Source organism: Kluyvera genomosp. 3, from assembly GCF_011765685.1.
Classification (GTDB): Bacteria; Pseudomonadota; Gammaproteobacteria; order Enterobacterales; family Enterobacteriaceae; genus Kluyvera; species Kluyvera georgiana_A.
Window position 1 is genome coordinate 1,535,206 of sequence record NZ_CP050321.1, and the last position, 25,283, is coordinate 1,560,488.

Below are 25,283 nucleotides of genomic sequence, written 5' to 3' on the forward strand. Positions count from 1 at the left end.
TATGCACGAGAATCAACAACCACAAACCGAGGCTTTTGAGCTGAGTGCGGCAGAGCGTGAAGCTATTGAGCACGAGAAGCACCACTACGAAGACCCGCGTGCGGCGTCCATTGAAGCGCTGAAAATCGTTCAGAAGCAGCGCGGCTGGGTACCGGACGGCGCGATTTACGCTATCGCTGATGTGCTGGGTATTCCCGCAAGCGACGTAGAAGGCGTCGCGACCTTCTATAGCCAGATTTTCCGCCAGCCGGTAGGACGCCACGTTATTCGCTACTGCGACAGCGTGGTGTGCCACATTACGGGTTATCAGGGTATTCAGGCCGCCATTGAGAAGAAGCTGAACATCAAACCGGGTCAAACCACCTTTGATGGCCGTTTCACTCTGCTGCCGACCTGCTGCCTGGGCAACTGCGACAAGGGGCCGACCATGATGATTGATGAGGATACTCACAGCCATCTGACGCCGGAAGCCATTCCTGACCTACTGGAGCAGTATAAATAATGAAAAATATTATTCTGACTCCCGAAACCCATCCGCTGACCTGGCGTCTTCGCGACGACAAGCAGCCGGTATGGCTGGAAGAGTATCAGGCGAAAAACGGTTATGCCGGCGCGCGTAAAGCGCTCGGCGGCATGGCGCCGGACGAAATCGTCAACCAGGTCAAAGACGCTGGCCTGAAAGGGCGCGGCGGAGCGGGCTTTTCTACTGGCCTGAAGTGGAGCCTGATGCCGAAAGACGAATCCATGAACATCCGTTACCTGCTGTGTAACGCCGATGAAATGGAGCCGGGCACCTATAAAGACCGCCTGCTGATGGAACAGCTGCCGCACCTGCTGGTGGAAGGCATGCTGATTTCCGCGTTCGCCCTGAAGGCGTACCGCGGCTACATCTTCCTGCGCGGCGAATATATTGAAGCGGCACAGCATCTGCGTCGCGCCATTGCCGAAGCGACCGAAGCGGGGCTGCTTGGGAAAAATATCCTTGGTACCGGTTTTGATTTTGAGCTGTTCGTGCACACCGGGGCAGGGCGCTACATCTGCGGCGAAGAAACGGCGCTGATTAACTCCCTCGAAGGCCGTCGTGCTAACCCGCGCTCCAAGCCGCCGTTCCCTGCGAGCTCCGGCGTGTGGGGTAAACCCACCTGCGTCAACAACGTGGAAACGCTGTGTAACGTCCCGGCTATCCTGGCGAACGGCGTCGAGTGGTACCAGAACATCTCGAAGAGCAAAGATGCGGGTACCAAGCTGATGGGCTTCTCTGGCCGCGTGAAAAACCCGGGCCTCTGGGAGCTGCCGTTTGGCACCACTGCGCGTGAAATCCTTGAAGACTACGCTGGCGGCATGCGTGATGGCCTGAAATTCAAGGCCTGGCAGCCGGGCGGCGCGGGCACTGACTTCCTGACCGAAGCGCACCTTGATCTGCCGATGGAATTTGAAAGCATCGGTAAAGCGGGCAGCCGTCTGGGTACGGCGCTGGCGATGGCCGTCGACCACGAGATTGGCATGGTATCGCTGGTGCGTAACCTGGAAGAGTTCTTCGCCCGCGAGTCGTGCGGCTGGTGTACGCCGTGCCGCGACGGTCTGCCGTGGAGCGTGAAAATTCTGCGCGCCCTTGAAAAAGGGGAAGGGCAGCCTGGCGATATCGAGACACTTGAGCAACTGTGTCGATTCTTAGGCCCGGGGAAAACCTTCTGCGCGCATGCGCCTGGCGCGGTTGAACCGCTGCAGAGCGCCATTAAATATTTCCGCGACGAATTCGAGGCAGGCATTAAGCAGCAGTTCAGCAACACTCATGCAATTCATGGGATTCAGCCGAACCTGCTTAAGACGCGCTGGTAATCTAAAGATTTATTTATTTTGGAAGCACGCTAATGGCTACGATTCATGTAGACGGCAAAGAATACGAGGTTAATGGAGCGGACAACCTGCTACAGGCATGTCTCTCTATGGGCCTTGATATTCCGTACTTTTGCTGGCACCCGGCGCTTGGGAGCGTCGGTGCTTGCCGCCAGTGTGCGGTGAAGCAATATCAGAACGCGGAAGACACGCGTGGTCGCCTGGTGATGTCCTGTATGACTCCGGCATCCGACGGCACCTTTATTTCTATCGACGACGCAGAAGCGAAGCAGTTCCGCGAGAGCGTGGTGGAGTGGCTCATGACCAACCACCCGCACGACTGCCCGGTCTGTGAAGAAGGCGGCAACTGCCACCTTCAGGATATGACCGTGATGACCGGCCATAGCTTCCGTCGCTATCGCTTTACTAAACGTACCCACCGTAATCAGGACCTGGGGCCGTTCATCTCTCACGAAATGAACCGCTGCATCGCCTGCTATCGCTGCGTGCGTTACTACAAAGATTACGCTGACGGCACCGACCTGGGTGTGTACGGCGCGCACGACAACGTCTACTTCGGTCGTCCGGAAGACGGTACCCTGGAAAGCGAATTCTCCGGTAACTTGGTCGAAATTTGCCCGACCGGCGTGTTTACCGACAAAACGCATTCCGAGCGCTACAACCGTAAGTGGGATATGCAGTTTGCGCCAAGCATCTGCCAGCAATGTTCGCTGGGCTGTAACACCAGCCCGGGTGAACGTTACGGCGAACTGCGTCGTATCGAAAACCGTTACAACGGTACCGTAAACCACTACTTCCTCTGCGACCGTGGTCGTTTCGGCTATGGCTATGTGAACCTGAAAGACCGTCCGCGTCAGCCGGTTCAGCGCCGTGGCGATGACCTGATCGCGCTGAACGCCGAACAGGCGATGCAGGGCGCGGCAGATATTCTGCGCCAGTCTAAGAAAGTGATCGGTATCGGTTCCCCGCGCGCCAGCATCGAAAGCAACTTCGCGCTGCGCGAGCTGGTTGGGGCGGAAAACTTCTATACCGGTATCGCCGAGGGCGAGCAGGAACGTCTGCAACTGGTGCTGAAAGTGCTGCGTGAAGGCGGTATTCATACCCCAGCGCTGCGCGAAATTGAATCCTATGATGCGGTGCTGGTGTTGGGTGAAGACCTGACGCAAACCGGCGCTCGCGCGGCTCTGGCGGTACGTCAGGCGGTGAAAGGCAAAGCGCGTGAAATGGCGGCGGCGCAGAAAGTGGCTGACTGGCAGATTGCGGCGATCCTCAACATCGGCCAGCGCGCGAAGCATCCGCTGTTTGTCACCAACGTCGACGATACCCGTCTTGACGACATCGCGGCGTGGACCTACCGCGCGCCGGTGGAAGATCAGGCACGCCTTGGTTTTGCTATCGCGCATGCGCTGGACAATAGCGCGCCGGCCGTTGAAGGCCTGGATCGCGACCTGCAAAACAAGATCGACGTGATCGTCCAGGCGCTGGCCGGGGCGAAGAAACCGCTGATCGTTTCCGGCACCAACGCCGGTAGCGCGGAGATTATTCAGGCGGCTGCCAACGTGGCGAAAGCGCTGAAGGGCCGTGGCGCCGACGTTGGCGTAACCATGATCGCGCGTGCGGTGAACAGCATTGGTCTGGGCATGATTGGCGGCGGTTCTCTGGAAGCGGCGTTAAGCGAGCTGGAAACCGGCGCGGCAGACGCGGTCGTGGTGCTGGAAAACGACCTGCATCGCCACGCTTCTGCGGCACGCGTTGACGCCGCGCTCGCCAAAGCGCCGCTGGTGATGGTGATTGACCATCAGCGCACCGCGATTATGGATAAAGCGCATCTGGTCCTCTCTGCGGCAAGCTTCGCCGAAAGTGACGGAACGGTTATCAACAACGAAGGCCGCGCACAGCGCTTCTTCCAGGTGTATGACCCGGCGTACTACGACAGCAACACCGTGATGCTCGAAAGCTGGCGCTGGCTACACTCGCTGCACAGCACCGTGCAGAGCCGTGAAGTGGACTGGACGCAGCTCGATCACGTTATTGATGCGGCCATCGAGAAGCTGCCGCAGCTGGCGGGCATTAAAAATGCCGCGCCGGACGCCAGCTTCCGTATCCGCGGTCAGAAACTGTCGCGTGAACCGCACCGCTACAGCGGTCGTACGGCGATGCGCGCCAACATCAGCGTGCACGAGCCGCGTCAGCCGCAGGATAAAGACACCATGTTTGCCTTCTCGATGGAAGGGAACAACCAGCCGTCAGCGCCGCGTTCGCAAATCCCGTTCGCCTGGGCACCGGGCTGGAACTCCCCGCAGGCATGGAACAAGTTCCAGGCCGAAGTGGGCGGCAAACTGCGCCACGGCGATCCGGGCGTGCGTTTAATTGAAGCATCGGAAAGCGGTCTGGAATTCTTTACCACCGTTCCGGCAAGCTTCCAGGCGCAGGAAGGCAACTGGCGTATTGCGCCGTACTACCATCTGTTCGGTAGCGACGAAATGTCCCAGCGCTCTCCGGTGTTCCAGAGCCGTATGCCGCAGCCGTACATCAAGCTGAACCCGGCAGATGCCGCGAAGCTTGGCGTTAACGCGGGCGCGAATATCGCCTTTAGCTACGACGGCCAGACCATCGTTCTCCCGCTGCTCATCTCTGAAGGGCTGGCGGCAGGGCAGGTGGGCTTACCGATGGGCTTGCCGGGCATTGCGCCGGTGCTGGCGGGTGCGCGCCTTGATAATCTGCAGGAGGCAAAAGCATGAGTTGGTTAACGCCGGATCTGATTGAGATCCTCCTCAGCATTGTTAAAGCCGTGGTCATCCTGCTGGTGGTGGTCACCTGCGGGGCGTTCATGAGCTTCGGCGAACGTCGCCTGCTGGGTCTGTTCCAGAACCGCTACGGGCCGAACCGCGTGGGCTGGGGCGGTTCGCTCCAGCTGGTTGCGGACATGATCAAGATGTTCTTTAAAGAAGACTGGGTACCGAAATTCTCGGACCGCGTCATCTTTACGCTGGCACCGATGATCGCCTTTACCTCGCTGCTGCTGGCCTTCGCCATTGTGCCGGTCAGCCCAAGCTGGGTGGTCGCCGACCTCAATATTGGCGTCCTGTTCTTCCTGATGCTGGCAGGCCTCGCGGTGTACGCGGTGCTGTTCGCCGGCTGGTCGAGTAACAACAAATACTCCCTGCTGGGGGCGATGCGTGCGTCTGCGCAGACCCTGAGCTACGAGGTGTTCCTCGGTCTGTCCCTGATGGGCGTGGTGGCGCAAGCCGGTTCATTCAATATGACCGACATCGTTAATAACCAGGCTCACCTGTGGAACGTGATTCCGCAGTTCTTCGGCTTCATTACCTTTGCGATTGCGGGCGTAGCGGTGTGTCACCGTCACCCGTTTGACCAACCGGAAGCCGAGCAGGAACTGGCTGATGGTTACCACATTGAATATTCCGGCATGAAATTCGGTCTGTTCTTCGTGGGGGAATACATCGGTATCGTTACCGTATCGGCGATGATCGTGACGCTGTTCTTCGGTGGCTGGCAAGGCCCGTTCTTACCGCCGTTCATCTGGTTCGCGCTGAAAACCGCGTTCTTCATGATGATGTTCATTTTGATTCGCGCCTCATTACCGCGTCCGCGTTATGACCAGGTAATGTCCTTCGGCTGGAAAGTGTGCCTGCCGCTGACGCTGATCAACTTGCTGGTAACGGCGGCTGTCATTCTGTGGCAGGCGCAATAAGGGGCGAATAGACCATGACCTTAAAAGAATTACTCGTAGGCTTCGGCACCCAGGTACGCAGTATCTGGATGATTGGCCTGCATGCGTTCGCCAAACGCGAAACGCAAATGTACCCGGAAGAGCCGGTTTACCTGCCGCCGCGCTATCGTGGCCGTATCGTGCTGACGCGCGACCCGGACGGCGAAGAGCGCTGCGTGGCCTGTAACCTGTGCGCGGTAGCCTGCCCGGTGGGCTGTATCTCTCTGCAGAAAGCAGAGACCAAAGATGGCCGCTGGTATCCGGAGTTTTTCCGCATTAACTTCTCGCGCTGCATTTTCTGTGGCCTGTGTGAAGAAGCGTGCCCGACCACGGCGATTCAGTTGACCCCGGACTTCGAACTGGGCGAATACAAACGTCAGGATCTGGTGTACGAAAAAGAGGATCTGCTGATTTCCGGTCCGGGTAAATACCCGGAATATAACTTCTACCGGATGGCGGGTATGGCAATCGACGGCAAAGATAAGGGCGAAGCAGAGAACGAAGCTAAGCCTATCGACGTCAAGAGCCTGTTACCGTAAGGAGAGGGGCAATGGAATTCGCTTTTTATATCTGTGGCCTGATTGCTGTCCTCGCGACGCTGCGAGTGATTACGCACACTAACCCGGTACATGCGCTGCTGTATCTGATTATCTCGCTGCTGGCAATTGCCGGGGTGTTCTTCTCGCTGGGCGCGTATTTCGCCGGTGCGCTGGAGATCATCGTTTACGCGGGCGCCATCATGGTGCTGTTCGTCTTCGTGGTGATGATGCTGAACCTGGGCGGCGCTGAAATCGCTCAGGAACGTGAGTGGTTGAAGCCGCAAATCTGGATTGGCCCGGCGATTTTGTCCGCCGTGCTGCTGGCGGTGATGGTTTACGCCATCATCGGCCTGAATGATCAGGGCATCGACGGAAACGCCATCAGCGCTAAAGAAGTCGGTATCGCACTGTTCGGGCCGTACGTTCTGGCGGTAGAACTGGCGTCGATGCTACTGCTGGCCGGGCTGGTGGTGGCCTTCCACATTGGCCGTGAAGACCGTCCGGGCGAAGTGCTGAGCAACCGTTCCGGCGATAGCGCGAAAAGGAAAACGGAGGAACACGCATGATTCCTTTACAACATGGGCTGATCCTCGCCGCGATTTTATTCGTGCTGGGTTTAACCGGCCTGGTTATCCGCCGTAACCTGCTGTTTATGCTGATTGGGCTGGAAATCATGATTAACGCCGCCGCGCTGGCCTTTGTGGTCGCCGGCAGCTACTGGGGCCAGACCGACGGTCAGGTGATGTATATCCTCGCCATTACCCTCGCGGCTGCGGAAGCAAGTATTGGCCTGGCGCTGCTGCTGCAGCTCCATCGTCGCCGCCAGAACCTGAACATCGATTCAGTAAGTGAGTTGCGCGGATGAACATGCTTGCCTTAACCATTATTTTCCCGTTAATTGGCTTTGTCCTGCTGGCTTTCTCCCGCGGGCGCTGGTCAGAAAACCTGTCCGCCACCGTGGGGATTGGCTCGATTGGTCTGTCTGCGCTGGTCACGGCGTACGTCGGCATCGACTTCTTCGCTAACGGCAAACAGGCGTTCAGCCAGCCGCTGTGGACGTGGATGTCCGTCGGTGATTTCAATATCGGTTTCAACCTGGTGCTGGACGGCCTGTCGCTGACCATGCTCTCGGTAGTAACCGGGGTCGGCTTCCTGATCCACATGTTCGCCTCCTGGTACATGCGCGGTGAAGAGGGTTACTCCCGCTTCTTCGCCTACACCAACCTGTTTATCGCCAGCATGGTGGTTCTGGTACTGGCCGATAACCTGCTGCTGATGTATCTGGGCTGGGAAGGCGTGGGCCTGTGCTCCTATCTGCTGATCGGTTTCTACTATACCGATCCGAAGAACGGCGCGGCGGCAATGAAAGCCTTCGTGGTAACCCGTGTGGGTGACGTGTTCCTCGCGTTCGCGCTGTTCATCCTCTACAACGAGCTGGGCACGCTGAACTTCCGCGAAATGGTGGAACTGGCGCCGGCGCACTTTGCCGCAGGCAATAACATGCTGATGTGGGCAACGCTGATGCTGCTGGGTGGTGCCGTGGGTAAATCCGCGCAGCTGCCGTTGCAGACCTGGCTTGCGGACGCGATGGCCGGCCCGACGCCGGTCTCCGCGCTGATCCACGCCGCGACGATGGTTACCGCAGGTGTCTACCTGATTGCCCGTACCCACGGCCTGTTCCTGATGACGCCGGAAGTGCTGCATCTGGTGGGGATCGTTGGGGCGATTACGCTGGTGCTGGCAGGCTTTGCCGCGCTGGTGCAGACCGACATCAAACGTGTACTCGCGTACTCCACCATGAGCCAGATTGGCTACATGTTCCTGGCGCTGGGCGTGCAGGCGTGGGATGCGGCGATTTTCCACCTGATGACCCACGCGTTCTTCAAAGCGCTGCTGTTCCTGGCGTCCGGCTCGGTGATTCTGGCCTGTCATCACGAACAGAACATCTTCAAGATGGGCGGCCTGCGTAAGTCGATTCCGCTGGTGTATGCCTGCTTCCTGATCGGTGGCGCCGCGCTCTCTGCGCTGCCGCTGATTACCGCGGGCTTCTTCAGTAAAGACGAAATCCTTGCCGGGGCGATGGCTAACGGTCATATCAATCTGATGGTGGCGGGTCTGGTCGGTGCGTTCATGACCTCGCTGTACACCTTCCGTATGATCTTCATCGTCTTCCACGGTAAAGAGCAGATTCATGCGCACGCAGGGAAGGGGATTACCCATCACCTGCCGCTGATTGTGCTGATGGTGCTGTCGACCTTCGTGGGCGCGCTGATTGTACCGCCGCTGCACGGCGTACTGCCGGCGACGACCGAACTGGAACATGGCCGCGTGCTGACGCTGGAAATCACCTCAGGCATCGTGGCGATTGCCGGTATCCTGATTGCCGCATGGCTGTGGCTGGGTCAACGTACGCTGGTGACCTCTATCGCCAACAGCGCGCCGGGCCGTCTGCTGGGTACCTGGTGGTACAACGCCTGGGGCTTTGACTGGCTGTACGACAAAGTGTTCGTTAAGCCATTCCTGGGCATCGCCTGGCTGCTGAAGAGCGACCCGCTCAACGCGCTGATGAACATTCCGGCGATCCTTTCCCGCTTTGCAGGCAAAGGCCTGGTGCTGAGCGCGAACGGTTATCTGCGCTGGTATGTTGCGTCAATGAGCATTGGTGCCGTGGTGGTGCTGGCGCTGTTGATGGTATTGCGTTAATTCGTTGGGGAGGGTTTTCCTCCCCATGAAAATGTCGTGCTGTTTTCCTGTTCCGGCGAGCGATGTCGCCACCGGATAGTTGAATAAGGAAATGAATTGCCATGTTATTACCCTGGCTAATACTGATTCCCTTTATTGGCGGTTTCCTCTGCTGGCAGACCGAACGCTTTGGCGTGAAGATGCCGCGCTGGATAGCGCTGATTACCATGGGACTGACGCTGGCGCTTGGCCTGCAGCTGTGGCTGCAGGGCGGCTACTCACTCACGCAATCTGCCGGTCTGCCGCAGTGGCAGTCTGAGTTCATCCTGCCGTGGATCCCGCGTTTTGGGATCACTATCCACCTTGCTATCGACGGCCTGTCGCTGCTGATGGTGGTGCTGACCGGTCTGCTGGGTGTGCTGGCGGTGCTCTGTTCCTGGAATGAAATCCAGAAATACCAGGGCTTCTTCCACCTCAACCTGATGTGGATCCTGGGCGGCGTTATCGGCGTGTTCCTCGCCATCGACATGTTCCTGTTCTTCTTCTTCTGGGAGATGATGCTGGTGCCGATGTACTTCCTGATCGCGCTCTGGGGCCATAAAGCCTCCGACGGTAAAACGCGTATCACGGCGGCCACCAAGTTCTTCATCTATACCCAGGCAAGCGGTCTGGTGATGCTGATTGCCATCCTGGCGCTGGTGTTCGTGCATCACGATGCGACCGGCGTATGGACTTTCAACTATCAGGATCTGCTGAAGACCCCGATGTCCCACAGCGTGGAATATCTGCTGATGCTTGGCTTCTTCATCGCTTTCGCGGTGAAAATGCCGGTGGTTCCGCTGCACGGCTGGCTGCCGGACGCGCACTCTCAGGCACCTACCGCCGGTTCCGTTGACCTCGCCGGTATCTTGCTGAAAACCGCGGCCTACGGTCTGCTGCGCTTTGCGCTGCCGCTGTTCCCGAATGCTTCCGCCGAGTTCGCGCCTATCGCCATGTGGCTGGGTGTCATTGGTATCTTCTACGGCGCGTGGATGGCGTTTACCCAGTACGATATCAAACGTCTGATTGCTTACACCTCCGTTTCCCACATGGGCTTCGTGCTGATTGCCATCTATACCGGCAGCCAGCTGGCGTACCAGGGCGCGGTGATTCAGATGATTGCGCACGGTCTGTCCGCGGCCGGTCTGTTCATTCTGTGTGGCCAGCTGTACGAGCGCCTGCATACCCGCGACATGCGTCAGATGGGCGGTCTGTGGAGCAAAATTAAGTGGCTGCCGGCGCTGTCAATGTTCTTTGCCGTCGCGACGTTGGGGATGCCGGGTACCGGTAACTTCGTCGGCGAATTTATGATCCTGTTCGGCAGCTACCATATCGTGCCGGTGATTACGGTGATTTCCACCTTTGGTCTGGTCTTCGCTTCAGTGTATTCACTGGCGATGCTGCACCGGGCGTACTTCGGCAAAGCGAAGAGCGAAATCGCGGCCAAAGAGCTGCCAGGGATGTCGCTGCGCGAGCTGTTCATCGTGCTGTTGCTGGTCGTGCTTCTGGTTCTGCTGGGCTTCTACCCGCAGCCGATTCTCGACACGTCACATTCTGCGATGGGCAACATCCAGCAGTGGTTTGTTAATTCTGTTTCAACTACAAGGCCGTAATTCGCCATGACAATAACTCCACAACAACTGATCGCGCTGTTACCGCTGCTGATCGTCGGCTTGACGGTGGTGGTTGTGATGCTCTCCATTGCGTGGCGACGCAATCACTTCCTCAATGCCACGCTGTCGGTCATTGGGCTTAACGCTGCGCTGGTGTCGCTCTGGTTTGTTGGCCAGGCGGGCGCGATGGACGTCACCCCGCTGATGCGCGTTGACGGTTACGCGATGCTCTACACCGGGCTGGTGCTGCTGGCGAGCCTGGCGACCTGCACTTTCGCCTATCCGTGGCTTGAGGGCTACACCGATAACCGGGAAGAGTTCTACCTGCTGGTGCTGATTGCCGCGCTGGGCGGCATTCTGCTGGCTAACGCCAACCATCTGGCGGCGCTGTTCCTCGGGATTGAGCTTATCTCTCTGCCGCTGTTCGGTCTGATTGGCTACGCCTTCCGCCAGAAACGTTCGCTGGAAGCGAGCATCAAATACACCATTCTGTCCGCTGCCGCATCGTCGTTCCTGCTGTTCGGTATCGCGCTGCTGTACGCGCAGTCTGGCGACCTGTCGTTCCTGGCGCTCGGTAAGAGCCTCAGCGACAACATGCTGCACGAACCGCTGCTGCTGGCAGGCCTTGGGATGATGATTGTTGGTCTGGGCTTCAAGCTTTCGCTGGTGCCGTTCCACCTGTGGACGCCAGACGTTTACCAGGGCGCGCCTGCGCCGGTCTCCACCTTCCTGGCGACCGCCAGCAAGATTGCCATCTTCGGGGTGGTGATGCGTCTGTTCCTGTACGCGCCGGTAGGCGACAGCGAAGCGGTACGCGTGGTGCTGGGCATTATCGCCTTCGCCTCTATCATCTTCGGTAACCTGATGGCGCTGAGCCAGACCAACATCAAACGTCTGCTCGGTTACTCCTCTATCTCCCACCTCGGCTATCTGCTGGTGGCGCTGATTGCGCTGCATAGCGGTGAGATGTCGATGGAGACCGTTGGCGTTTACCTGGCCGGTTACCTGTTCAGCAGCCTCGGCGCGTTCGGCGTCGTCAGCCTGATGTCCAGCCCGTACCGTGGCCCGGATGCAGATTCCCTGTACTCCTACCGTGGTCTGTTCTGGAACCGTCCGATTCTGGCGGCGGTGATGACGGTGATGATGCTGTCGCTGGCCGGTATCCCGATGACCCTCGGCTTTATCGGTAAGTTCTACGTGCTGGCTGTCGGCGTCCAGGCGCACCTGTGGTGGCTGGTTGGCGCGGTGGTGGTTGGCTCCGCGATTGGCCTCTACTACTACCTGCGCGTTGCCGTGAGCCTGTACCTCAGCGCGCCTCAGCAGCCGGGCCGCGATGCGCCGTCTAACTGGCAGTACAGCGCGGGCGGTATCGTGGTGCTGATCTCCGCGCTGCTGGTGCTGGTGCTGGGTATCTACCCGCAGCCGCTGATTAACATCGTTCAGCTGGCGATGCCGCTGATGTAATCCAGCGTGATGATGTCAATAACCGCCGATTTATCGGCGGTTTTTTTATGCGTGAAAGCGTGTAGGGTAGTCGCATATAAATCTGAATGGAGCCGCTAATGAGAACGCAAAAAAGATGTCTGGGACACGTGGCCATTGTGGTCGACGACTACGACCGCGCGATTGAGTACTACACGGACAAACTGGGGTTCACGCTTATTGAAGATACGCCACAGCCGGGTAAACGCTGGGTGGTGGTATCACCCAACCCGGAAAGCGACTGCAATCTTCTGCTGGCGCGCGCGTCCAACGAACGGCAGGAAGGTTTTATCGGTAACCAATGCGGCGGAAGAGTCTTTCTGTTCCTACAGACCGATGATTTCTGGCGCGATTACCATGCCATGAAGGCGAAAGGCGTGCATTTCTGCGAAGCGCCGCGCGAGGAGGAGTACGGTACGGTGGTGGTGTTTGAAGATCTGTATGGCAACCGCTGGGATCTTTATCAGAACGCGTAGCCCGCGTGATGACAGGCGATCCTGGCGATCGCCTGTGTGTTGTGAGGTTACTTCGCCGCCAGCTCGCGACGAATGATTTCCGCCCCCGCGCTCAGCGCGTTGAGCTTGCCCTGGGCCACGTGGCGCGGCAGCGGTGCCATGCCGCAGTTGGTTGACGGATACAGTTTGTCGGCATCCACAAACTGCAGGGCTTTGCGCAGGGTATCGGCAACCTCTTCCGCCGTCTCGACGGTATGGTTGGCGACGTCAATGGCCCCGACCATCACCTTTTTACCGCGAATCAGTTCCAGCAGGTCCATCGGCACGCGGGAGTTATGGCACTCCAGCGAGATGATATCGATATTCGACGCCTGCAGCTTCGGAAACGCTTCTTCATATTGACGCCACTCGTTGCCCAGCGTCTTTTTCCAGTCGGTATTGGCTTTAATACCGTACCCATAACAGATATGCACGGCGGTTTCGCATTTCAGCCCCTCAATCGCGCGCTCCAGCGTGGCGATGCCCCAGTCGTTAACTTCATCGAAGAAGACGTTAAAGGCCGGCTCGTCAAACTGGATAATGTCCACGCCCGCCGCTTCCAGCTCGCGCGCTTCCTGGTTGAGAATTTTGGCAAATTCCCAGGCCAGCTTTTCGCGGCTTTTATAGTGGGCATCGTACAGGGTATCGATCATGGTCATCGGCCCCGGCAGCGCCCATTTTATCGGCTGTTTGGTGAGCTGACGTAAATAACGCGCGTCATCGACAAATACCGGTTTTTTACGCTCGACGGCACCGACCACGGTTGGCACGCTGGCATCGTAGCGATTACGAATTTTCACCACTTCGCGTTTTTCAAAATCGACGCCGCTGAGGTGTTCAATAAAGGTGGTGACAAAATGCTGACGGGTTTGCTCACCGTCGCTGACAATATCAATTCCGGCCCGTAGCTGATCGTCCAGTGACAAACGCAGCGCATCCTGTTTGCCCAGAATTAACTCTTCATTCTGTAATTTCCATGGCGACCACAGCGTTTCCGGCTGCGCGAGCCAGGACGGTTTTGGTAAGCTGCCAGCCGTTGATGTCGGGAGCAATGTTTTCATAATAGATAACCTTTTAATGTGAATTCATTAAAGCGCGTAGTCGGCTGACCATTGCTCAAGAATATGTTTGTACGGTTTGATAAAGTGTTCTTCGGTGAATTTGCCTTGCTCAATGGCGAGCCGGCTGCGTTCTTCCCGGTCGTAAACAATTTTGGTTAATGAATGATCCTGCTGACTCAGATTCGGCTGATAGTGCAAACCTGCCGCGGAGTTAGCGTTATAAATTTCCGGACGATAAATTTTCTGGAAGGTCTCCATCGTGCTGATGGTGCCGATCAGTTCCAGGTCGCTGTAGTCGCTCAGCAAATCGCCGGTAAAGAAGAAGGCCAGCGGCGCGACGCTGTTTTTCGGCATGAAATAGCGCACCTTCAGGCCCATCTTGCTGAAATAATGTTCGGTTAACGAGGTGCCGTGCTGCTGGTATTCAATCCCCAGAACCGGATGCTGATTGCCCGTCTGCTGATAGGCGTTCTTATTGGATACGCTAAGACAGATGACCGGCGGTTTTTTAAACTGTGCTTTGTATTCTGCTGAATTAACGAAATGCTTAAAGATGTTGCCATGCAAATCGCCAAAGTTTTCCGGGATCGTAAATTCAGTACCATGCTTATTATGCTCCAATAGCAGGACGCTAAAGTCATAATCGCGAACGTAAGATGAGAAGTTATTGCCAACAATCCCTTCAATTCGTTCGTTGGTTTTTTTATCAATAATATTGGTTTTCAGAATTTCAATGGCCGGAAAGGCGGTGCCCGCAATATTCATTTCAACGGAAATAATATCCAGCTCAACGGAATAACGATCGCCTTGCGGATTATCCCAGTACGCTAAGTTATTGAAGCGATTATCAATCATCTTGAGCGTATTACGTAAGTTCTGCTGACGGTTTTCACCGCGTGCAAGATTGGCAAAATTAGTCGTGATACGGGTATTCTCAGAAGGATTATAATTTTCGTCGAAAAGGCTGTGCTTAATAGTAAAAGTAAAATCGTTATTCATGGCAGTCTTGCCTCCTGAGTCGGGAAATGAAAACCGAGCCTGTTGATGATTCAGCGTGTTTTGCTTCACGCATCCGGCGGCTTCATGTTGCCAATAAGTTAATAATGTGTATTTTATGCCAGAGCCTCTGGAGGAGTGAAAGCGACTTAATTTCATTGCAACATGAGACATCTTCATGATGCGCTAGCGCTACGGCGGTTTTTCTCAACATCACCCGGCGCCACTCGACGAGGCGCATAACGCCCTGACCTGGTAAATCCCGCCAAACGCACCTATAGTCGTGACAGATTTCCCGCAACAGGACTCAGCAATGCGCTTTAACGGACTGACCAAAGGTTTCTTTATTTTCATTCTCGCCCTCGTCACCTGGGCATTTTTCGACGTTCTTTCTCCCTATTTTTCCGCCATTCTGTGGGCGGCTATTCTCACCGTGGTGTTCAACCCGGTGAAAAATAAGCTGCGTAGCGCGTTGGGCGAGCGCAACGAGCTGGCATCGCTCATCACGATTGTCATTATTTGCCTGATTGTGTTTATTCCGCTGATGGCGATCCTGTCATCGCTGGCGCTTGAGCTGAATGTGATTTACACCAAGCTGCAGGAGAACAACACGCGTTTTCCGCAGGTCATTGCCAGCATTTTTTCGCATCTGCCGCACTGGGCACGCGGTTTTCTGATAGAGCACGACCTGGATAACGTCGCGCAAATTCAGAAAAAACTCTCTGATGTCGCGCTGGCGGGGGGGCAGTACCTGGCCGGCAGCGCGTTCCTGATAGGTAAGGGCACTTTCGGTTTCGCCATTAGCTTCGGCATCATGCTGTATCTGCTGTTCTTCCTGCTAAAAGATGGCCCGTATCTGGTGAATCAGATTCTGGACTCGCTGCCGCTGACCGATTTTGTGAAACAGCATCTGTTTGCCAAATTTGTCGGCGTCACCCGGGCGACGGTCAAAGGCACGGCGGTGGTGGCGGTGGTTCAGGGGACGCTGGGCGGCATTGCGTTTGCCATTGTCGGTATCGACGGGAGCGTGCTGTGGGGGGCGCTGATGGCGTTTCTGTCGCTGGTACCCGCCGTGGGTTCGGCGATTATCTGGGTACCGGCGGCGATATTTCTCTTCGCCACCGACCAGTTGTGGCAAGGGCTCTTTATCGTCGGTTTCTTTATCGTGATTGTCGGGCTGGTGGACAACATTCTGCGCCCGCTGCTGGTGGGGAAAGACACCAAAATGCCTGACTACCTGATCCTGATTACCACCATTGGCGGTATGGAAATTTACGGCATCAACGGCTTTGTCATCGGTCCGCTGATTGCGGCGCTGTTCCTCGCCTGCTGGAACCTGTTCTCCGGGCGTGACCACGCGGGGAACGTTGAAGGGTTGGACGAAGAGTTTATGGCGGAAGGAAAAAATCCTCCAGATGCGTAATGCCATGACGATAACAAAAGGCGGCTACGGCCGCTTTTTTTATTGTCACGCGGAAATGGGCATTTCCTATAATTTCCATGATGCTTATTGAATATTCGTCGCAGAAGGAAGCCATCGGTGAGAATAGCGACCATAACAAACTGGGCCTACGGCGCGACGGTCTGTCTGACTATCGCCTCCGGTATCGTCATGTTGATGGCCTCCAGCGCGGACAATACCGAACGTCAGGCGGTGGCGCAGCGACAGGTGTTCGACCAGCTCACTGAGGAGATCGACAACGACGCCTGGGCGCTATCCGATCTGGCGCGCTTGTACGTCGTCGGCAAAGACCCGGATGTGCTGAAGGAATACCGGCAGAAAGAAACCGCGCTGAAATCGATTGAACACCGATTATCAAAACTGAACGACGCCGGGGCGACGGGCGAGGAGCTGGCGCTGTTGCACGAGGGCGTGCAGATTGTCGATGCGCTACAGGACGAGCAGCAAGCGGCGCTGGCCAATATGGCGCGCGGTGAAACCGCACAGGCGATGGCGCTGCTTTACGGCAAAATTTATGAGCAGGAGTTGGACCGCGCGCAGGAGAAAATCGATCACTTCCGCCAGCTTCTGGATAACCGCGCGCGCGATGCCATTGACGATGCGACGCGGGCGTCCCGCACGCTGCGCACGCTGTCGGAAGTGATGGTGGGGCTGACGGCGCTGCTGTTTTTATTCGTGCTGGGCTTTATTTTACAACACCGCGTACTGCGCCCGGTCGTGCGTTTGAGCGACGTGGTGCACCGGCTGGCATCGCAGGATTATGCCGTGGAAACGCCCGACTTCAAGCAAATTGATGAAATTGGCGATATGGCGCAGGCGGTGCGTATTTTCCGCGAAAACGGCCTGGCGCGGCAGCAGCTGGAAAAAGAGCGCGATGCCAACTGGGCGATACGCGAACTGCTAGCGCGGATGACTCAGCGCCTGCAAGGCTGTGAGAATTTTGACGACGTCATTAACGTCGCGGAGCTGTTCGCGCCGAACATTGCGCCCGGCGTGGCCGGACGGCTGTTTGTTCTCGACCGCGATCCCTGGCAGATGCGCTGTGTTGCCGAGTGGCTATCGCCGGAGGGGAAAGCGAGTCCTTTTCACCCGGATGAATGTTGGGCGGTACGTCGCGGCCAAAGCCATCCGCCGATGCACGGCGAGCCGGATATCGGCTGCTACCATCTGCCGGAGACGTGCCACAGCCATTCCCTGTGCGTACCGCTGATTGCCCAGGGCGAGGCGATTGGGCTGCTCTCATTCCAGAATCTCAATGAGCAAACCGCCTCGACACGCGCCTATCTGGAGCTGATGGCGGAAGCGCTGGGTCTGGCCCTGGCCAACCAGCGGCTGCGCGACGCGCTGCTGGAAAAAGCGCTGTACGACCCGCTGACCGGGCTGCGTAATCGCTACCACCTCGAAGATATGCTGGGCACTCAGTTGAACCTGGCCATGCGCAGCAAAGAACCGCTCAGTTGCCTGATGATCGATATCGATCACTTTAAACACATTAACGACCGGTTTGGCCACGAGGCGGGGGATGGGGTGATTAAAAGCGTCGCCGCGATTATTCAGCGCGTGGTGCGCGATCATGGCACGGCTTTCCGCTACGGCGGTGAAGAGTTCCTGGTGCTGCTTAACGGCATGGATGAAGAGGCCGCCAGCCGCGTTGCCACCGATATTTATAACGGCGTGCGCGAGATGGCGCTGCGTTTTGCCGGGACGGATATTGGCCACGTGGACGTCTCGATCGGCGTCGCCAGCTACCCGGAACATGTCCAAAGTGACAACCTGCTGCGCGCTGCCGACGTGGCGCTCTATCGCGCGAAAGAGCTGGGGCGGGCGCGAATTGTCAGCTTTGGCATGCTGGAGGCCGGATGACCGGCATTGCGCTGGACCGCCGCTTTCCAGTACTGTGATTAAATGTAAACAGAAAGTGAAGCGGGCCTATGCATCTCGATTTTCGCCAACTGCGCAACTTTGTCGCGCTGGTTGAATATGGCAGTTTTAATCGCGCGGCGGAGGCGGTCTGCCTGTCGCAATCGGCGTTTAGTCGCAGCATTCAGGCGCTGGAGCAGAGCGTCGGCCACCCGCTTTTTGACCGTCAGAGCAAGCTCCCGACCCTGACGCTGCATGGGCAAACCTTGCTGCCCTACGCGCGTCGCTTTCAGGAGCTGAACGTCGAGTTAAGCAGCCATCTGCGTGAAGCGGACGATGCTCAAAACGGCGAAGTGGCGTTCGGTTGCGGCCCGGCGCCCGGCGCGCGGTTAATTCCAGCGGCGGTCGGTGAATTTCATCGGCGTCTGCCGCAGGCGAGGGTGCGTTTTCATATCGACAACTGGTATGCCCTGCACCATGCACTGACCTCGCAGCAATACCCGTTTGTGGTGGCCGACAGCTGGCAGGCCGAGCTGGATCCACAGCTGCGGGTGCAGCCGCTCAGCCCACAGCGCTGTTTTTTCGTCTGCCATGCCAGCCATCCGTTGGCAAAGCAGGGGCCTGTTTCTATTCAACAGATATTGCGCTATCCGTTTGCCGCCCCCTATTTACCGCCGGGTGTGCGTAAAGTGTTGGCGACGCTGAGCCAGCGGCAAGACTTTACCCCGGCGATCCAGTGCGACCATATCTATGCGCTGTGGTCGACGCTGGCACATACCGAGGCGATAAGCTTCGCCAGCGAAGATGGTTTTGCGCTGTGTCAGCACAGTCATCAGTTGGTTAAGCTGGAGTTGAGCGACCTGCCGGACGAGTGGCGGCTGATGCAGACCCGGTTTGCGATTATCTCCCCGGTTCATGCGGCCCAGCCGCCGCTTGCAGAAAAGCTGATGGAGATTATCCTGCATGCCGACCGTCAGCTTCAGCCGTTGACGCAGGGAGTGAGCGTTTAACCGGCGTTGAGCGGCTGGCCCTGAGGATTGTACTGCGGCCAGTGTTTCTCCAGCTTCTGGCTTTTCAACGCCTGTTCGACAAACTGGCCGTCTACCCATTGCTTCGCGTCAAATGCGCTGCGGATCAATCGGCCATTTTTGGCCTGTTCGACGCTGCTGCTAAAGCTCTCAGTCAGGAACGGATCGATGCGCGGCGAGGTGCTAAAGTTCAGCTCCTGCGGCTGGAGCTCTTCGAGGAATAGCGCTTGCGGAATCTGGCTCTGTCTGGCCATTTCCGCTGACCAGGCTTCACGATTGGCCTCGTTGCTGATTTCCGCCGCATTTTTTACCAGCACGTCGATAATCTGCTGGGTGGCCTGCGGCCAGGCTTCGATAAAGCTCTGGGTACCCAGGAAGCCCGCCTGGGTGGTGTTCTGACGGCCGGAATCACCGCTTTTCACCACCACGTCTATCTTATCGCCGCGCAGCGCCAGCAGCGAGACGCCGCCCCACACCGCATCGACGCGTCCGGCGGCCAGCGCCGCTTTGCCCGCGTTCCAGTCGAGATTGATCACCTGCAGCTGACGCTCGGTCAAACCGGCGCTTTGTAACGCGCGGTCAAAGGCCAACTGGTCAGCCGTGCCACGATAGACCGCCACGCGCTTACCCTTCAGGTCGGCCAGCGTTTTGATGCCCGAGGCTTTGGTGGCGGCCAGGTACGATTCTGAACCGCGGCTGCCTAACAGCAGGCGCGTCGGCAGACCGTTGGCCTTGCCAATAATGGCGGCCAGGTCGCCAAGGTAGACGAAATCAAGCTGTCGGTTGGCCAGCGCTTCATTCACCGCCGGGCCCGCGCCTTTAAAGAACTGCCATTGCACCTCGACGCCTTGCGGCTTAAACACGTCTTCAAGCTGGTGGCGAATATACGCCATCCCCACCGGCCCCTCGATAAACGGCTGACTGCCCGCGCTTTGGTCCGGTACGCCAATACGGATGGTACGCAGCTCTTCGGCGTGAAGGCTGGTCATCAGACCGACCGTCGCCGTCAGTGCCAGTATGGTGCGGCGAAAAAGTGCTTTCATCATAACGTCTTGCTCCCCTGAGTTTTTTTCTCACCCTAAAGAGCCGCCCGCCCCGCTGTTAAATACTTTTATTGGCAAAGCAAAGGCAAAAAAAAGCTAAAGCAAAGGCCGCGTACCCGGCAGGCTGAAATGCATTTGTTGCATCGGGATTATTCACGTAACGCAATGGCGGCGTGAGAAAAGTCACGTTTTTATAGCGGCATAACTTCACGAAAAGTGGACCGCTATGTCGCAGATACTCATCAGAACCCGCCTTCCCGGAAGGCCCATATTCCGGTTGAACGGCTGGCCGTGGCTGTTGCCCGCGCTGCTGTTTGTCCTGTGGTTCATCGCCGCTCGCGAAGGCTGGATGCCGGAGCAGATCCTGCCGCCACCGTCGGTGGTTGCCGATACCGCACTGTCGTTATTCGGCGGCGACCTGCTGGCGCAGTGGGGGTTCAGCCTCCAGCATCTGGCGCTGGGGCTGCTGTTAGGCACCCTGGCCGGAACGCTGCTTGGCGCGCTGTTTGGTTTAGTCCCTACGGCGGCGCAGCGGGTGGAGCCGCTGTTTTACGCGCTGGCGCAGATTCCCACGCTGGGCTGGATCCCGCTGTTTATGGTGCTGTTCGGCATTGATAACGGTCTGAAGCTGGCGGTGATTGTGAAAACCACCGTCGTGCCGATGACGCTGAATACCCAGCAGGCGGTGACCAGCGTGCCGCTGACGCTGAGTGAAGCGGGCAGGGTGATGAATTTTTCCCGCTGGCAGCGCCTGCGCTGGCTGGTGATCCCGGCGAGCCTGCCGGGTTGGTTTACCGGCCTGCGGCTGGCGCTTTCACAGGCCTGGGTGTCGCTGATTGTTGTCGAACTGCTGGCTTCTTCGGAAGGCATTGGCTACCTGATGGTCTGGGGACGCCAGCTGTTTCAACTGGATATCGTCTTCGTCACCATCGCCGTGGTGGGGATTAGCGGCATGCTGATGGAGTGGGCGGCGAATCGCGCCTACTCGCGGCTGGTGTTCTGGCCGCAGCCCGCGACAGGTCGCCTGGCCTGGAAACCGCAGGCCAGCTGGCGCGCGTTGCAGCTGCCGGCGCTGCTGCTGGTGTTGTGGCAACTGGCGAGCCAGTGGGGCTGGATCGACGGCGCGTTGTTCTCCTCGCCGCTGGCGGTGGCCGATCGCTTTGTGTTGGGGATGGTGAACGGTGAGCTAACCGCGGCGATGCTGGCAAGCCTTGGGCGCGCGCTGATCGGCGGCGCGCTGGGTATCGCGAGCGGCCTGCTTTGCGGGCTGCTGTTAGCGCTACGACCGCGCGTGGGACAGATCTTCACGCCAACGCTCAACGTTCTACGCCATATTGCGCTGTTTGCCTGGCTGCCGCTGCTGACCGCATGGGTGGGTAACGATAACGGCGGCAAAATTGTCTTTATCGCCCTGGCCTCCTTCTTCCCGATGTTCTTCAGCACCTTACAGGCTGTCACCCAGCGCAGCCCGCAGCTGGACGAGGTCGCTGACGTCCTGCGTTTAAAGGGCTTCGCGCGTTTGCGTTCCCTGATTCTCCCCGGCGCCGCGCCGGGTATCTTCGCCGGTCTACGATTGGCGCTGATTTATGCCTGGCTTGGCAATATCGGCGCGGAGTATTTCATGTCCTCCGGCGTGGGTATCGGCAGTCTGATGATCAACGCCCAGCAGTTGCTGGATATGCCGACCATTCTGTGCGGCATGGTGCTGGTCGGTGTTACCGGTGCGGCGCTGGATAAAGCCGGGCGTTTACTGGAAATTCGCGCCACCCGCTGGCGCCAACAGGAGCAACTATGACCTCTTCGACGCTGGTCTCTTTTCAGCATGTGCGTAAATCCTGGCAACAGGTGACGGCGCTACAGAACTTTAGCCTGGATATTGCCGCCGGCGAGCTGGTGGCGCTGGTGGGCAGCAGCGGCTGCGGGAAATCGACGCTGCTGCGAATGCTGGTGGGTCTGGAGCCGACCACCCAGGGCGAGATTCGGATCAACGGCGAGCGGGTGACCGGCGTGGGTAAAGAGCGCGGCATCGTCTTTCAGGAACCCCGCCTGTTCCCGTGGCTAAGCGTGATCGACAACGTGATGCTTGGCCTCGCGGATGAAAAACTTAGCCGGGCCGAGAAGCGCCAGCGGGCGCAGGCGATGCTGGCGCGCGTGCAGTTGACTGAGTTCGCCAGCGCACTGCCCGCACAGCTTTCCGGCGGTATGGCGCAGCGTGTAGCGATTGCCCGCGGTCTGGTCGCTCGTCCGCAGATCCTGATGCTGGATGAACCGTTCGGCGCGCTGGATGCCCTGACGCGCCACACACTCCAGCAGGAACTGTTACAGATTCACCAAAGCACCGGCACCACCACGCTGCTGGTGACGCACGATGTGGAAGAGGCGGTGGCGCTTGCTGACCGGGTGGTGGTGCTTTCACCGCGCCCGGGACGGATTCGCGAAGTGGTGAGCCTCGCGCTGCCGCACCCGCGTTTGCGCGACGACGCGTCGTTTACCGCCGCCTGCCGGCATATTCGCCAATTGATTACTTCAGCCTGATTCTTTCTTTAAGGAGCAACTATATGGGACATCCTTCCGTCTACCCAACCGGCGCCACCCTCTACGATCCGCAGCGGGCGTGGAGCGGTTACACCCTTTTCCAGGCCACCGAACACGGTGCGGTGCTGGTGGATATGAACGGCCAGGTGGTGCGTGAATGGCCTGAATTGCACGGGTTTCCCAATAAAATCCTGCCCGGCGGCGCGATTCTCGGTCACAGCGGCGAGCGCGACCCGCGCTACGGCATGCAGGATATGCTCGACCTGATTCAGGTGGACTGGGAAGGTAACGTTACCTGGAAATTCGACCGCTACGAGCAGGTGAGCGATCCGGGCAATGAAACCCGCTGGATGGCGCGCGCGCACCATGATTATCAGCGAGCGGGTAACCCGGTAGGCTACTATGCGCCGGGGCTGGAGCCGCAGGTGGAAGGGGGCAACACGCTGATTCTGGCCCATACCAATCTGGTGAATGAGGCCATTTCCGACAAGCTGCTGCTGGACGACACCATTATTGAGGTCGACTGGCAGGGCAACGTGGTATGGGAATGGCGCTGCAGCGACCATTTTGAGGAGCTGGGGTTTGACGACGCGGCGCGTACGGCGCTGTATAACAATCCGAACATGCGCGCCAGCGGCGGCGGCATGGGCGACTGGATGCATATCAACTCCATGTCGGCGCTGGGGCCGAACAAATGGTACGACGCAGGCGATCAACGCTTCCATCCGGACAATATTATCTGGGATGCCCGCGAATCGAATATTATCGCCATTATCGATAAACAGAGCGGCAAGATTGTCTGGCAGCTTGGGCCTGATTACAGCAAGCCGGAGCTGAAGCATATCGGCTGGATTATCGGCCAGCACCACGCGCATATGATTCCGCAGGGGCTACCGGGAGCGGGCAATATCCTGATTTTCGATAACGGCGGCTGGGCCGGATATGGCGCACCGAACCCCGCGTCGGCGGACGGCGTGAAAAACGCCTGGCGCGATCATTCGCGGATCCTCGAGATTAACCCGATTACCCTTGATATCGAGTGGCGCTACTCGCCGTATGAGGCGGACCTGCCGCAGCCGACCGATTCTTACCGTTTCTACAGCCCGTATATCAGCAATATGCAGCGTCTGGAAAACGGCAACACCTTGATTAACGAAGGCTCAAACGGGCGTATTTTCGAGGTCACCCGTGACCATGAAATCGTCTGGGAATACATTTCGCCGTTCTGGGGTAAGACGCTGAATAACAATATGGTTTACCGCGCTTACCGTATACCGTATGGCTGGATCCCACAGCTGGCGCAGCCGCAGGAGACGCCGATTGCCGCCGTCGATGTTCGCACCTTGCGCCAGCCCGGCGCGGCAGCGGCAGGCCCCGCGCAGAGCGTGGTGCGGGTGGCGGGCGTGCAGCCCTACAGCAAAAGCGCCGACGCGCTGTGCGTGGCGACGGATAATGACACGCTGCGCCGCAGTCCGAAGCTGTTCCGCGTCGCGGAAAGCGCCTTCAGACCCATCGCGACGGCAAGCGAGCTGGAGAGTGAACGACCGATTCTGCTGTTCGTGGGCGCGGAGCGCTGCGTACATTGCCGCAAACTCTGGCAGCTGCTGGCGCATGAAAAACTCAGCCAGCGGGTTGCCGCGCTCGACAGCCGCTATCTTGATGCGGACCAGCATCAGGAACTCGCCGCGGCCCTCGGCGTACGCGGTTTGCCGACGTTACTGGTGCTGAAACAGGGCCAGCCCACGGCGCGTGGGCCTGCGCAGCTCTCTCTGGAAGGGCTGTTGGCATGGCTGGATGAGAACGCGGCGTGAGTTGAATAAGGGCAGGGAAGCCCGTTTTTCCGCTAAGTGGTTGTTATCTCAGCAGGGCGACGTAAATGACGTTCTGATAGCCATCAACAACAGGCGCGCACATCCTGAAAGCCTTACCCTAAATTTCGCACTTCCTTCAACCCGCCGTGATTCGTAGTATATTGAGTGTATTGTTGGTTATCAGGTGCGCTTTATGTCCTACTCCATTGGTGAATTTTCCCGGCTTTGCGGCATTAATGCCACGACGCTTCGCGCCTGGCAGCGTCGCTACGGCCTGCTCAAGCCAGAGCGCACCGATGGCGGGCACCGTCAGTACAGCGATGATGATATCCAGCAGGCGCTCAAAATTCTCGACTGGGTGAAAAAGGGCGTGCCGGTCAGCCAGGTGAAACCGTTGCTGTCCCGCCCGGGGGCACGGCAAACCAATAACTGGCTCACCTTGCAGGAGAGCATGCTGCAACGCCTGAAAGAAGGCAAAATTGAGTCCCTGCGCCAGCTGATTTACGACGCCGGTCGCGAATATCCCCGTCCTGAACTGGTGACGGAAGTGCTGCGCCCGCTGCGCAGTAAAGTCTCGGCCAACGTCGCGGCAATGATGACGCTGCGGGAAATTCTCGACGGCATCATCATCTCCTACACCTCGTTTTGTCTGGAAGGGGATAAACGCGCGCCGGGTGATAATTACCTGATTACCGGCTGGCACCTTAGCGACCCTTGCGAAATCTGGCTTGAAGCGCTGAAACGTACCGGGCAGGGGCATCGCATTGATGTACTTCCCGCGGCGCCCGCCGCGCTGGCCCCGGAGATTTTCCCGCAGCGCAAATGGCTGCTGGTCACTTCCGGCAAACTCACCGTCGCGCGAAAAAAACAGATAGACCTCTGGCAGCAGCAGGTCGATTCTCTTGATGTGATCCCGCTGTAACACCTCCCTCTCAGCCATCCCGACGTTTTTTCCTTGCCGCTGTTCAGGTGGCAGGGCTGATTTTTGTCATTTTAAACCCATCACAGAATACTTTTTATCAAATTGAATTTAAAAGGATTAAAAATT

21 protein-coding genes are annotated in these 25,283 nt (G+C 57.9%); 18 read left to right on the forward strand and 3 right to left on the reverse strand.

The window, feature by feature from the left end:
• Nucleotide 1 precedes the first annotated feature (1 nt).
• The 11 genes from nuoE to GY169_RS07255 all read left to right on the forward strand — a co-directional run bounded on the left by nuoE (nucleotide 2) and on the right by GY169_RS07255 (nucleotide 12,421).
• Nucleotides 2–502, forward strand: coding sequence for an NADH-quinone oxidoreductase subunit NuoE (gene nuoE, locus GY169_RS07205; protein ID WP_002913160.1), 501 nt, complete (start codon nucleotides 2–4; stop codon nucleotides 500–502).
• Nucleotides 502–1,839, forward strand: a complete 1,338-nt coding sequence (gene nuoF, locus GY169_RS07210; RefSeq protein WP_065355793.1) for an NADH-quinone oxidoreductase subunit NuoF — start codon at nucleotides 502–504, stop codon at nucleotides 1,837–1,839. The genes nuoE and nuoF overlap by 1 nt, the downstream gene beginning before the upstream one ends.
• A gap of 32 nt (nucleotides 1,840–1,871) precedes the next feature.
• Complete coding sequence (gene nuoG, locus GY169_RS07215; RefSeq protein WP_167575347.1) at nucleotides 1,872–4,598, forward strand: NADH-quinone oxidoreductase subunit NuoG; 2,727 nt, start codon at nucleotides 1,872–1,874, stop codon at nucleotides 4,596–4,598.
• Entirely contained in the window at nucleotides 4,595–5,572 is a 978-nt protein-coding gene (gene nuoH / locus GY169_RS07220; RefSeq protein WP_064543888.1) for an NADH-quinone oxidoreductase subunit NuoH, read from the forward strand. The genes nuoG and nuoH overlap by 4 nt, the downstream gene beginning before the upstream one ends.
• Nucleotides 5,573–5,586: 14 nt before the next feature.
• Nucleotides 5,587–6,129, forward strand: coding sequence for an NADH-quinone oxidoreductase subunit NuoI (gene nuoI / locus GY169_RS07225; protein WP_000172742.1), 543 nt, complete (start codon nucleotides 5,587–5,589; stop codon nucleotides 6,127–6,129).
• Between the two features lie 11 nt (nucleotides 6,130–6,140).
• On the forward strand, nucleotides 6,141–6,695 hold the full coding sequence (gene nuoJ, locus GY169_RS07230) for an NADH-quinone oxidoreductase subunit J (RefSeq protein WP_163449082.1): 555 nt from the start codon (nucleotides 6,141–6,143) through the stop codon (nucleotides 6,693–6,695).
• The gene (gene nuoK, locus GY169_RS07235) at nucleotides 6,692–6,994 is read left to right on the forward strand and encodes an NADH-quinone oxidoreductase subunit NuoK (protein WP_035892477.1); all 303 of its coding nucleotides are present in this window, start codon (nucleotides 6,692–6,694) and stop codon (nucleotides 6,992–6,994) included. Before nuoJ ends, nuoK begins: the two co-directional genes overlap by 4 nt.
• Nucleotides 6,991–8,832 carry an NADH-quinone oxidoreductase subunit L gene (gene nuoL / locus GY169_RS07240; RefSeq protein ID WP_167575348.1) on the forward strand — a complete coding sequence of 614 codons (1,842 nt, stop codon included), beginning with the start codon at nucleotides 6,991–6,993 and terminating at the stop codon, nucleotides 8,830–8,832. The genes nuoK and nuoL overlap by 4 nt, the downstream gene beginning before the upstream one ends.
• A gap of 101 nt (nucleotides 8,833–8,933) precedes the next feature.
• Nucleotides 8,934–10,463 carry an NADH-quinone oxidoreductase subunit M gene (gene nuoM / locus GY169_RS07245; protein ID WP_167575349.1) on the forward strand — a complete coding sequence of 510 codons (1,530 nt, stop codon included), beginning with the start codon at nucleotides 8,934–8,936 and terminating at the stop codon, nucleotides 10,461–10,463.
• A 6-nt stretch (nucleotides 10,464–10,469) separates the two neighbouring features.
• Entirely contained in the window at nucleotides 10,470–11,927 is a 1,458-nt protein-coding gene (gene nuoN, locus GY169_RS07250; protein ID WP_163449080.1) for an NADH-quinone oxidoreductase subunit NuoN, read from the forward strand.
• A gap of 98 nt (nucleotides 11,928–12,025) precedes the next feature.
• Nucleotides 12,026–12,421, forward strand: a complete 396-nt coding sequence (locus tag GY169_RS07255; protein ID WP_163449079.1) for a VOC family protein — start codon at nucleotides 12,026–12,028, stop codon at nucleotides 12,419–12,421.
• Nucleotides 12,422–12,468: 47 nt separating this feature from the next.
• Here the strand turns inward: GY169_RS07255 and GY169_RS07260 are convergent, their stop codons facing one another.
• Together GY169_RS07260 and GY169_RS07265 are read right to left on the reverse strand one after the other, a co-directional pair.
• Nucleotides 12,469–13,500, reverse strand: coding sequence for a methionine synthase (locus tag GY169_RS07260; protein WP_065355787.1), 1,032 nt, complete (start codon nucleotides 13,498–13,500; stop codon nucleotides 12,469–12,471).
• A gap of 27 nt (nucleotides 13,501–13,527) precedes the next feature.
• Complete coding sequence (locus GY169_RS07265) at nucleotides 13,528–14,499, reverse strand: DUF1852 domain-containing protein (RefSeq protein ID WP_167575350.1); 972 nt, start codon at nucleotides 14,497–14,499, stop codon at nucleotides 13,528–13,530.
• A gap of 310 nt (nucleotides 14,500–14,809) precedes the next feature.
• Between GY169_RS07265 and GY169_RS07270 the strand changes: the two genes are divergently transcribed.
• The 3 genes from GY169_RS07270 (at nucleotide 14,810) to GY169_RS07280 (ending at nucleotide 18,828) form a co-directional block, all read left to right on the forward strand.
• Nucleotides 14,810–15,919 carry an AI-2E family transporter gene (locus GY169_RS07270; RefSeq protein WP_064543904.1) on the forward strand — a complete coding sequence of 370 codons (1,110 nt, stop codon included), beginning with the start codon at nucleotides 14,810–14,812 and terminating at the stop codon, nucleotides 15,917–15,919.
• A 117-nt stretch (nucleotides 15,920–16,036) separates the two neighbouring features.
• A complete protein-coding gene (locus GY169_RS07275; RefSeq protein WP_167575351.1) occupies nucleotides 16,037–17,821 on the forward strand; it encodes a sensor domain-containing diguanylate cyclase in 1,785 nt (594 codons plus the stop codon).
• A 68-nt stretch (nucleotides 17,822–17,889) separates the two neighbouring features.
• Nucleotides 17,890–18,828: a LysR family transcriptional regulator gene (locus tag GY169_RS07280; RefSeq protein ID WP_167575352.1), complete on the forward strand. Its 939-nt coding sequence runs from the start codon at nucleotides 17,890–17,892 to the stop codon at nucleotides 18,826–18,828.
• On the opposite strand, the gene GY169_RS07285 is transcribed toward GY169_RS07280, so the two are convergent.
• Nucleotides 18,825–19,892, reverse strand: a complete 1,068-nt coding sequence (locus tag GY169_RS07285; protein ID WP_167575353.1) for an ABC transporter substrate-binding protein — start codon at nucleotides 19,890–19,892, stop codon at nucleotides 18,825–18,827. The two genes, GY169_RS07280 and GY169_RS07285, sit on opposite strands and share 4 nt — an antisense overlap.
• A 223-nt stretch (nucleotides 19,893–20,115) precedes the next feature.
• Between GY169_RS07285 and GY169_RS07290 the strand changes: the two genes are divergently transcribed.
• The 4 genes from GY169_RS07290 (at nucleotide 20,116) to GY169_RS07305 (ending at nucleotide 25,157) form a co-directional block, all read left to right on the forward strand.
• Entirely contained in the window at nucleotides 20,116–21,684 is a 1,569-nt protein-coding gene (locus GY169_RS07290; RefSeq protein WP_167575354.1) for an ABC transporter permease, read from the forward strand.
• Nucleotides 21,681–22,424: an ABC transporter ATP-binding protein gene (locus tag GY169_RS07295; protein ID WP_167575355.1), complete on the forward strand. Its 744-nt coding sequence runs from the start codon at nucleotides 21,681–21,683 to the stop codon at nucleotides 22,422–22,424. Before GY169_RS07290 ends, GY169_RS07295 begins: the two co-directional genes overlap by 4 nt.
• A 23-nt stretch (nucleotides 22,425–22,447) precedes the next feature.
• Nucleotides 22,448–24,235, forward strand: a complete 1,788-nt coding sequence (locus GY169_RS07300) for an aryl-sulfate sulfotransferase (RefSeq protein WP_167575356.1) — start codon at nucleotides 22,448–22,450, stop codon at nucleotides 24,233–24,235.
• A 193-nt stretch (nucleotides 24,236–24,428) separates the two neighbouring features.
• Nucleotides 24,429–25,157: a MerR family transcriptional regulator gene (locus GY169_RS07305; protein WP_163449070.1), complete on the forward strand. Its 729-nt coding sequence runs from the start codon at nucleotides 24,429–24,431 to the stop codon at nucleotides 25,155–25,157.
• Nucleotides 25,158–25,283: the final 126 nt, after the last annotated feature.

Coding starts and splice junctions, on each gene's coding strand:
- nuoE (WP_002913160.1), top strand. CDS start 2: ATGCACGAGAATCAACAACCACAAACCGAGGCTTTTGAGCTGAGTGCG.
- nuoF (WP_065355793.1), top strand. CDS start 502: ATGAAAAATATTATTCTGACTCCCGAAACCCATCCGCTGACCTGGCGT.
- nuoG (WP_167575347.1), top strand. CDS start 1,872: ATGGCTACGATTCATGTAGACGGCAAAGAATACGAGGTTAATGGAGCG.
- nuoH (WP_064543888.1), top strand. CDS start 4,595: ATGAGTTGGTTAACGCCGGATCTGATTGAGATCCTCCTCAGCATTGTT.
- nuoI (WP_000172742.1), top strand. CDS start 5,587: ATGACCTTAAAAGAATTACTCGTAGGCTTCGGCACCCAGGTACGCAGT.
- nuoJ (WP_163449082.1), top strand. CDS start 6,141: ATGGAATTCGCTTTTTATATCTGTGGCCTGATTGCTGTCCTCGCGACG.
- nuoK (WP_035892477.1), top strand. CDS start 6,692: ATGATTCCTTTACAACATGGGCTGATCCTCGCCGCGATTTTATTCGTG.
- nuoL (WP_167575348.1), top strand. CDS start 6,991: ATGAACATGCTTGCCTTAACCATTATTTTCCCGTTAATTGGCTTTGTC.
- nuoM (WP_167575349.1), top strand. CDS start 8,934: ATGTTATTACCCTGGCTAATACTGATTCCCTTTATTGGCGGTTTCCTC.
- nuoN (WP_163449080.1), top strand. CDS start 10,470: ATGACAATAACTCCACAACAACTGATCGCGCTGTTACCGCTGCTGATC.
- GY169_RS07255 (WP_163449079.1), top strand. CDS start 12,026: ATGAGAACGCAAAAAAGATGTCTGGGACACGTGGCCATTGTGGTCGAC.
- GY169_RS07260 (WP_065355787.1), bottom strand. CDS start 13,500: ATGAAAACATTGCTCCCGACATCAACGGCTGGCAGCTTACCAAAACCG.
- GY169_RS07265 (WP_167575350.1), bottom strand. CDS start 14,499: ATGAATAACGATTTTACTTTTACTATTAAGCACAGCCTTTTCGACGAA.
- GY169_RS07270 (WP_064543904.1), top strand. CDS start 14,810: ATGCGCTTTAACGGACTGACCAAAGGTTTCTTTATTTTCATTCTCGCC.
- GY169_RS07280 (WP_167575352.1), top strand. CDS start 17,890: ATGCATCTCGATTTTCGCCAACTGCGCAACTTTGTCGCGCTGGTTGAA.
- GY169_RS07285 (WP_167575353.1), bottom strand. CDS start 19,892: ATGATGAAAGCACTTTTTCGCCGCACCATACTGGCACTGACGGCGACG.
- GY169_RS07290 (WP_167575354.1), top strand. CDS start 20,116: ATGTCGCAGATACTCATCAGAACCCGCCTTCCCGGAAGGCCCATATTC.
- GY169_RS07295 (WP_167575355.1), top strand. CDS start 21,681: ATGACCTCTTCGACGCTGGTCTCTTTTCAGCATGTGCGTAAATCCTGG.
- GY169_RS07300 (WP_167575356.1), top strand. CDS start 22,448: ATGGGACATCCTTCCGTCTACCCAACCGGCGCCACCCTCTACGATCCG.
- GY169_RS07305 (WP_163449070.1), top strand. CDS start 24,429: ATGTCCTACTCCATTGGTGAATTTTCCCGGCTTTGCGGCATTAATGCC.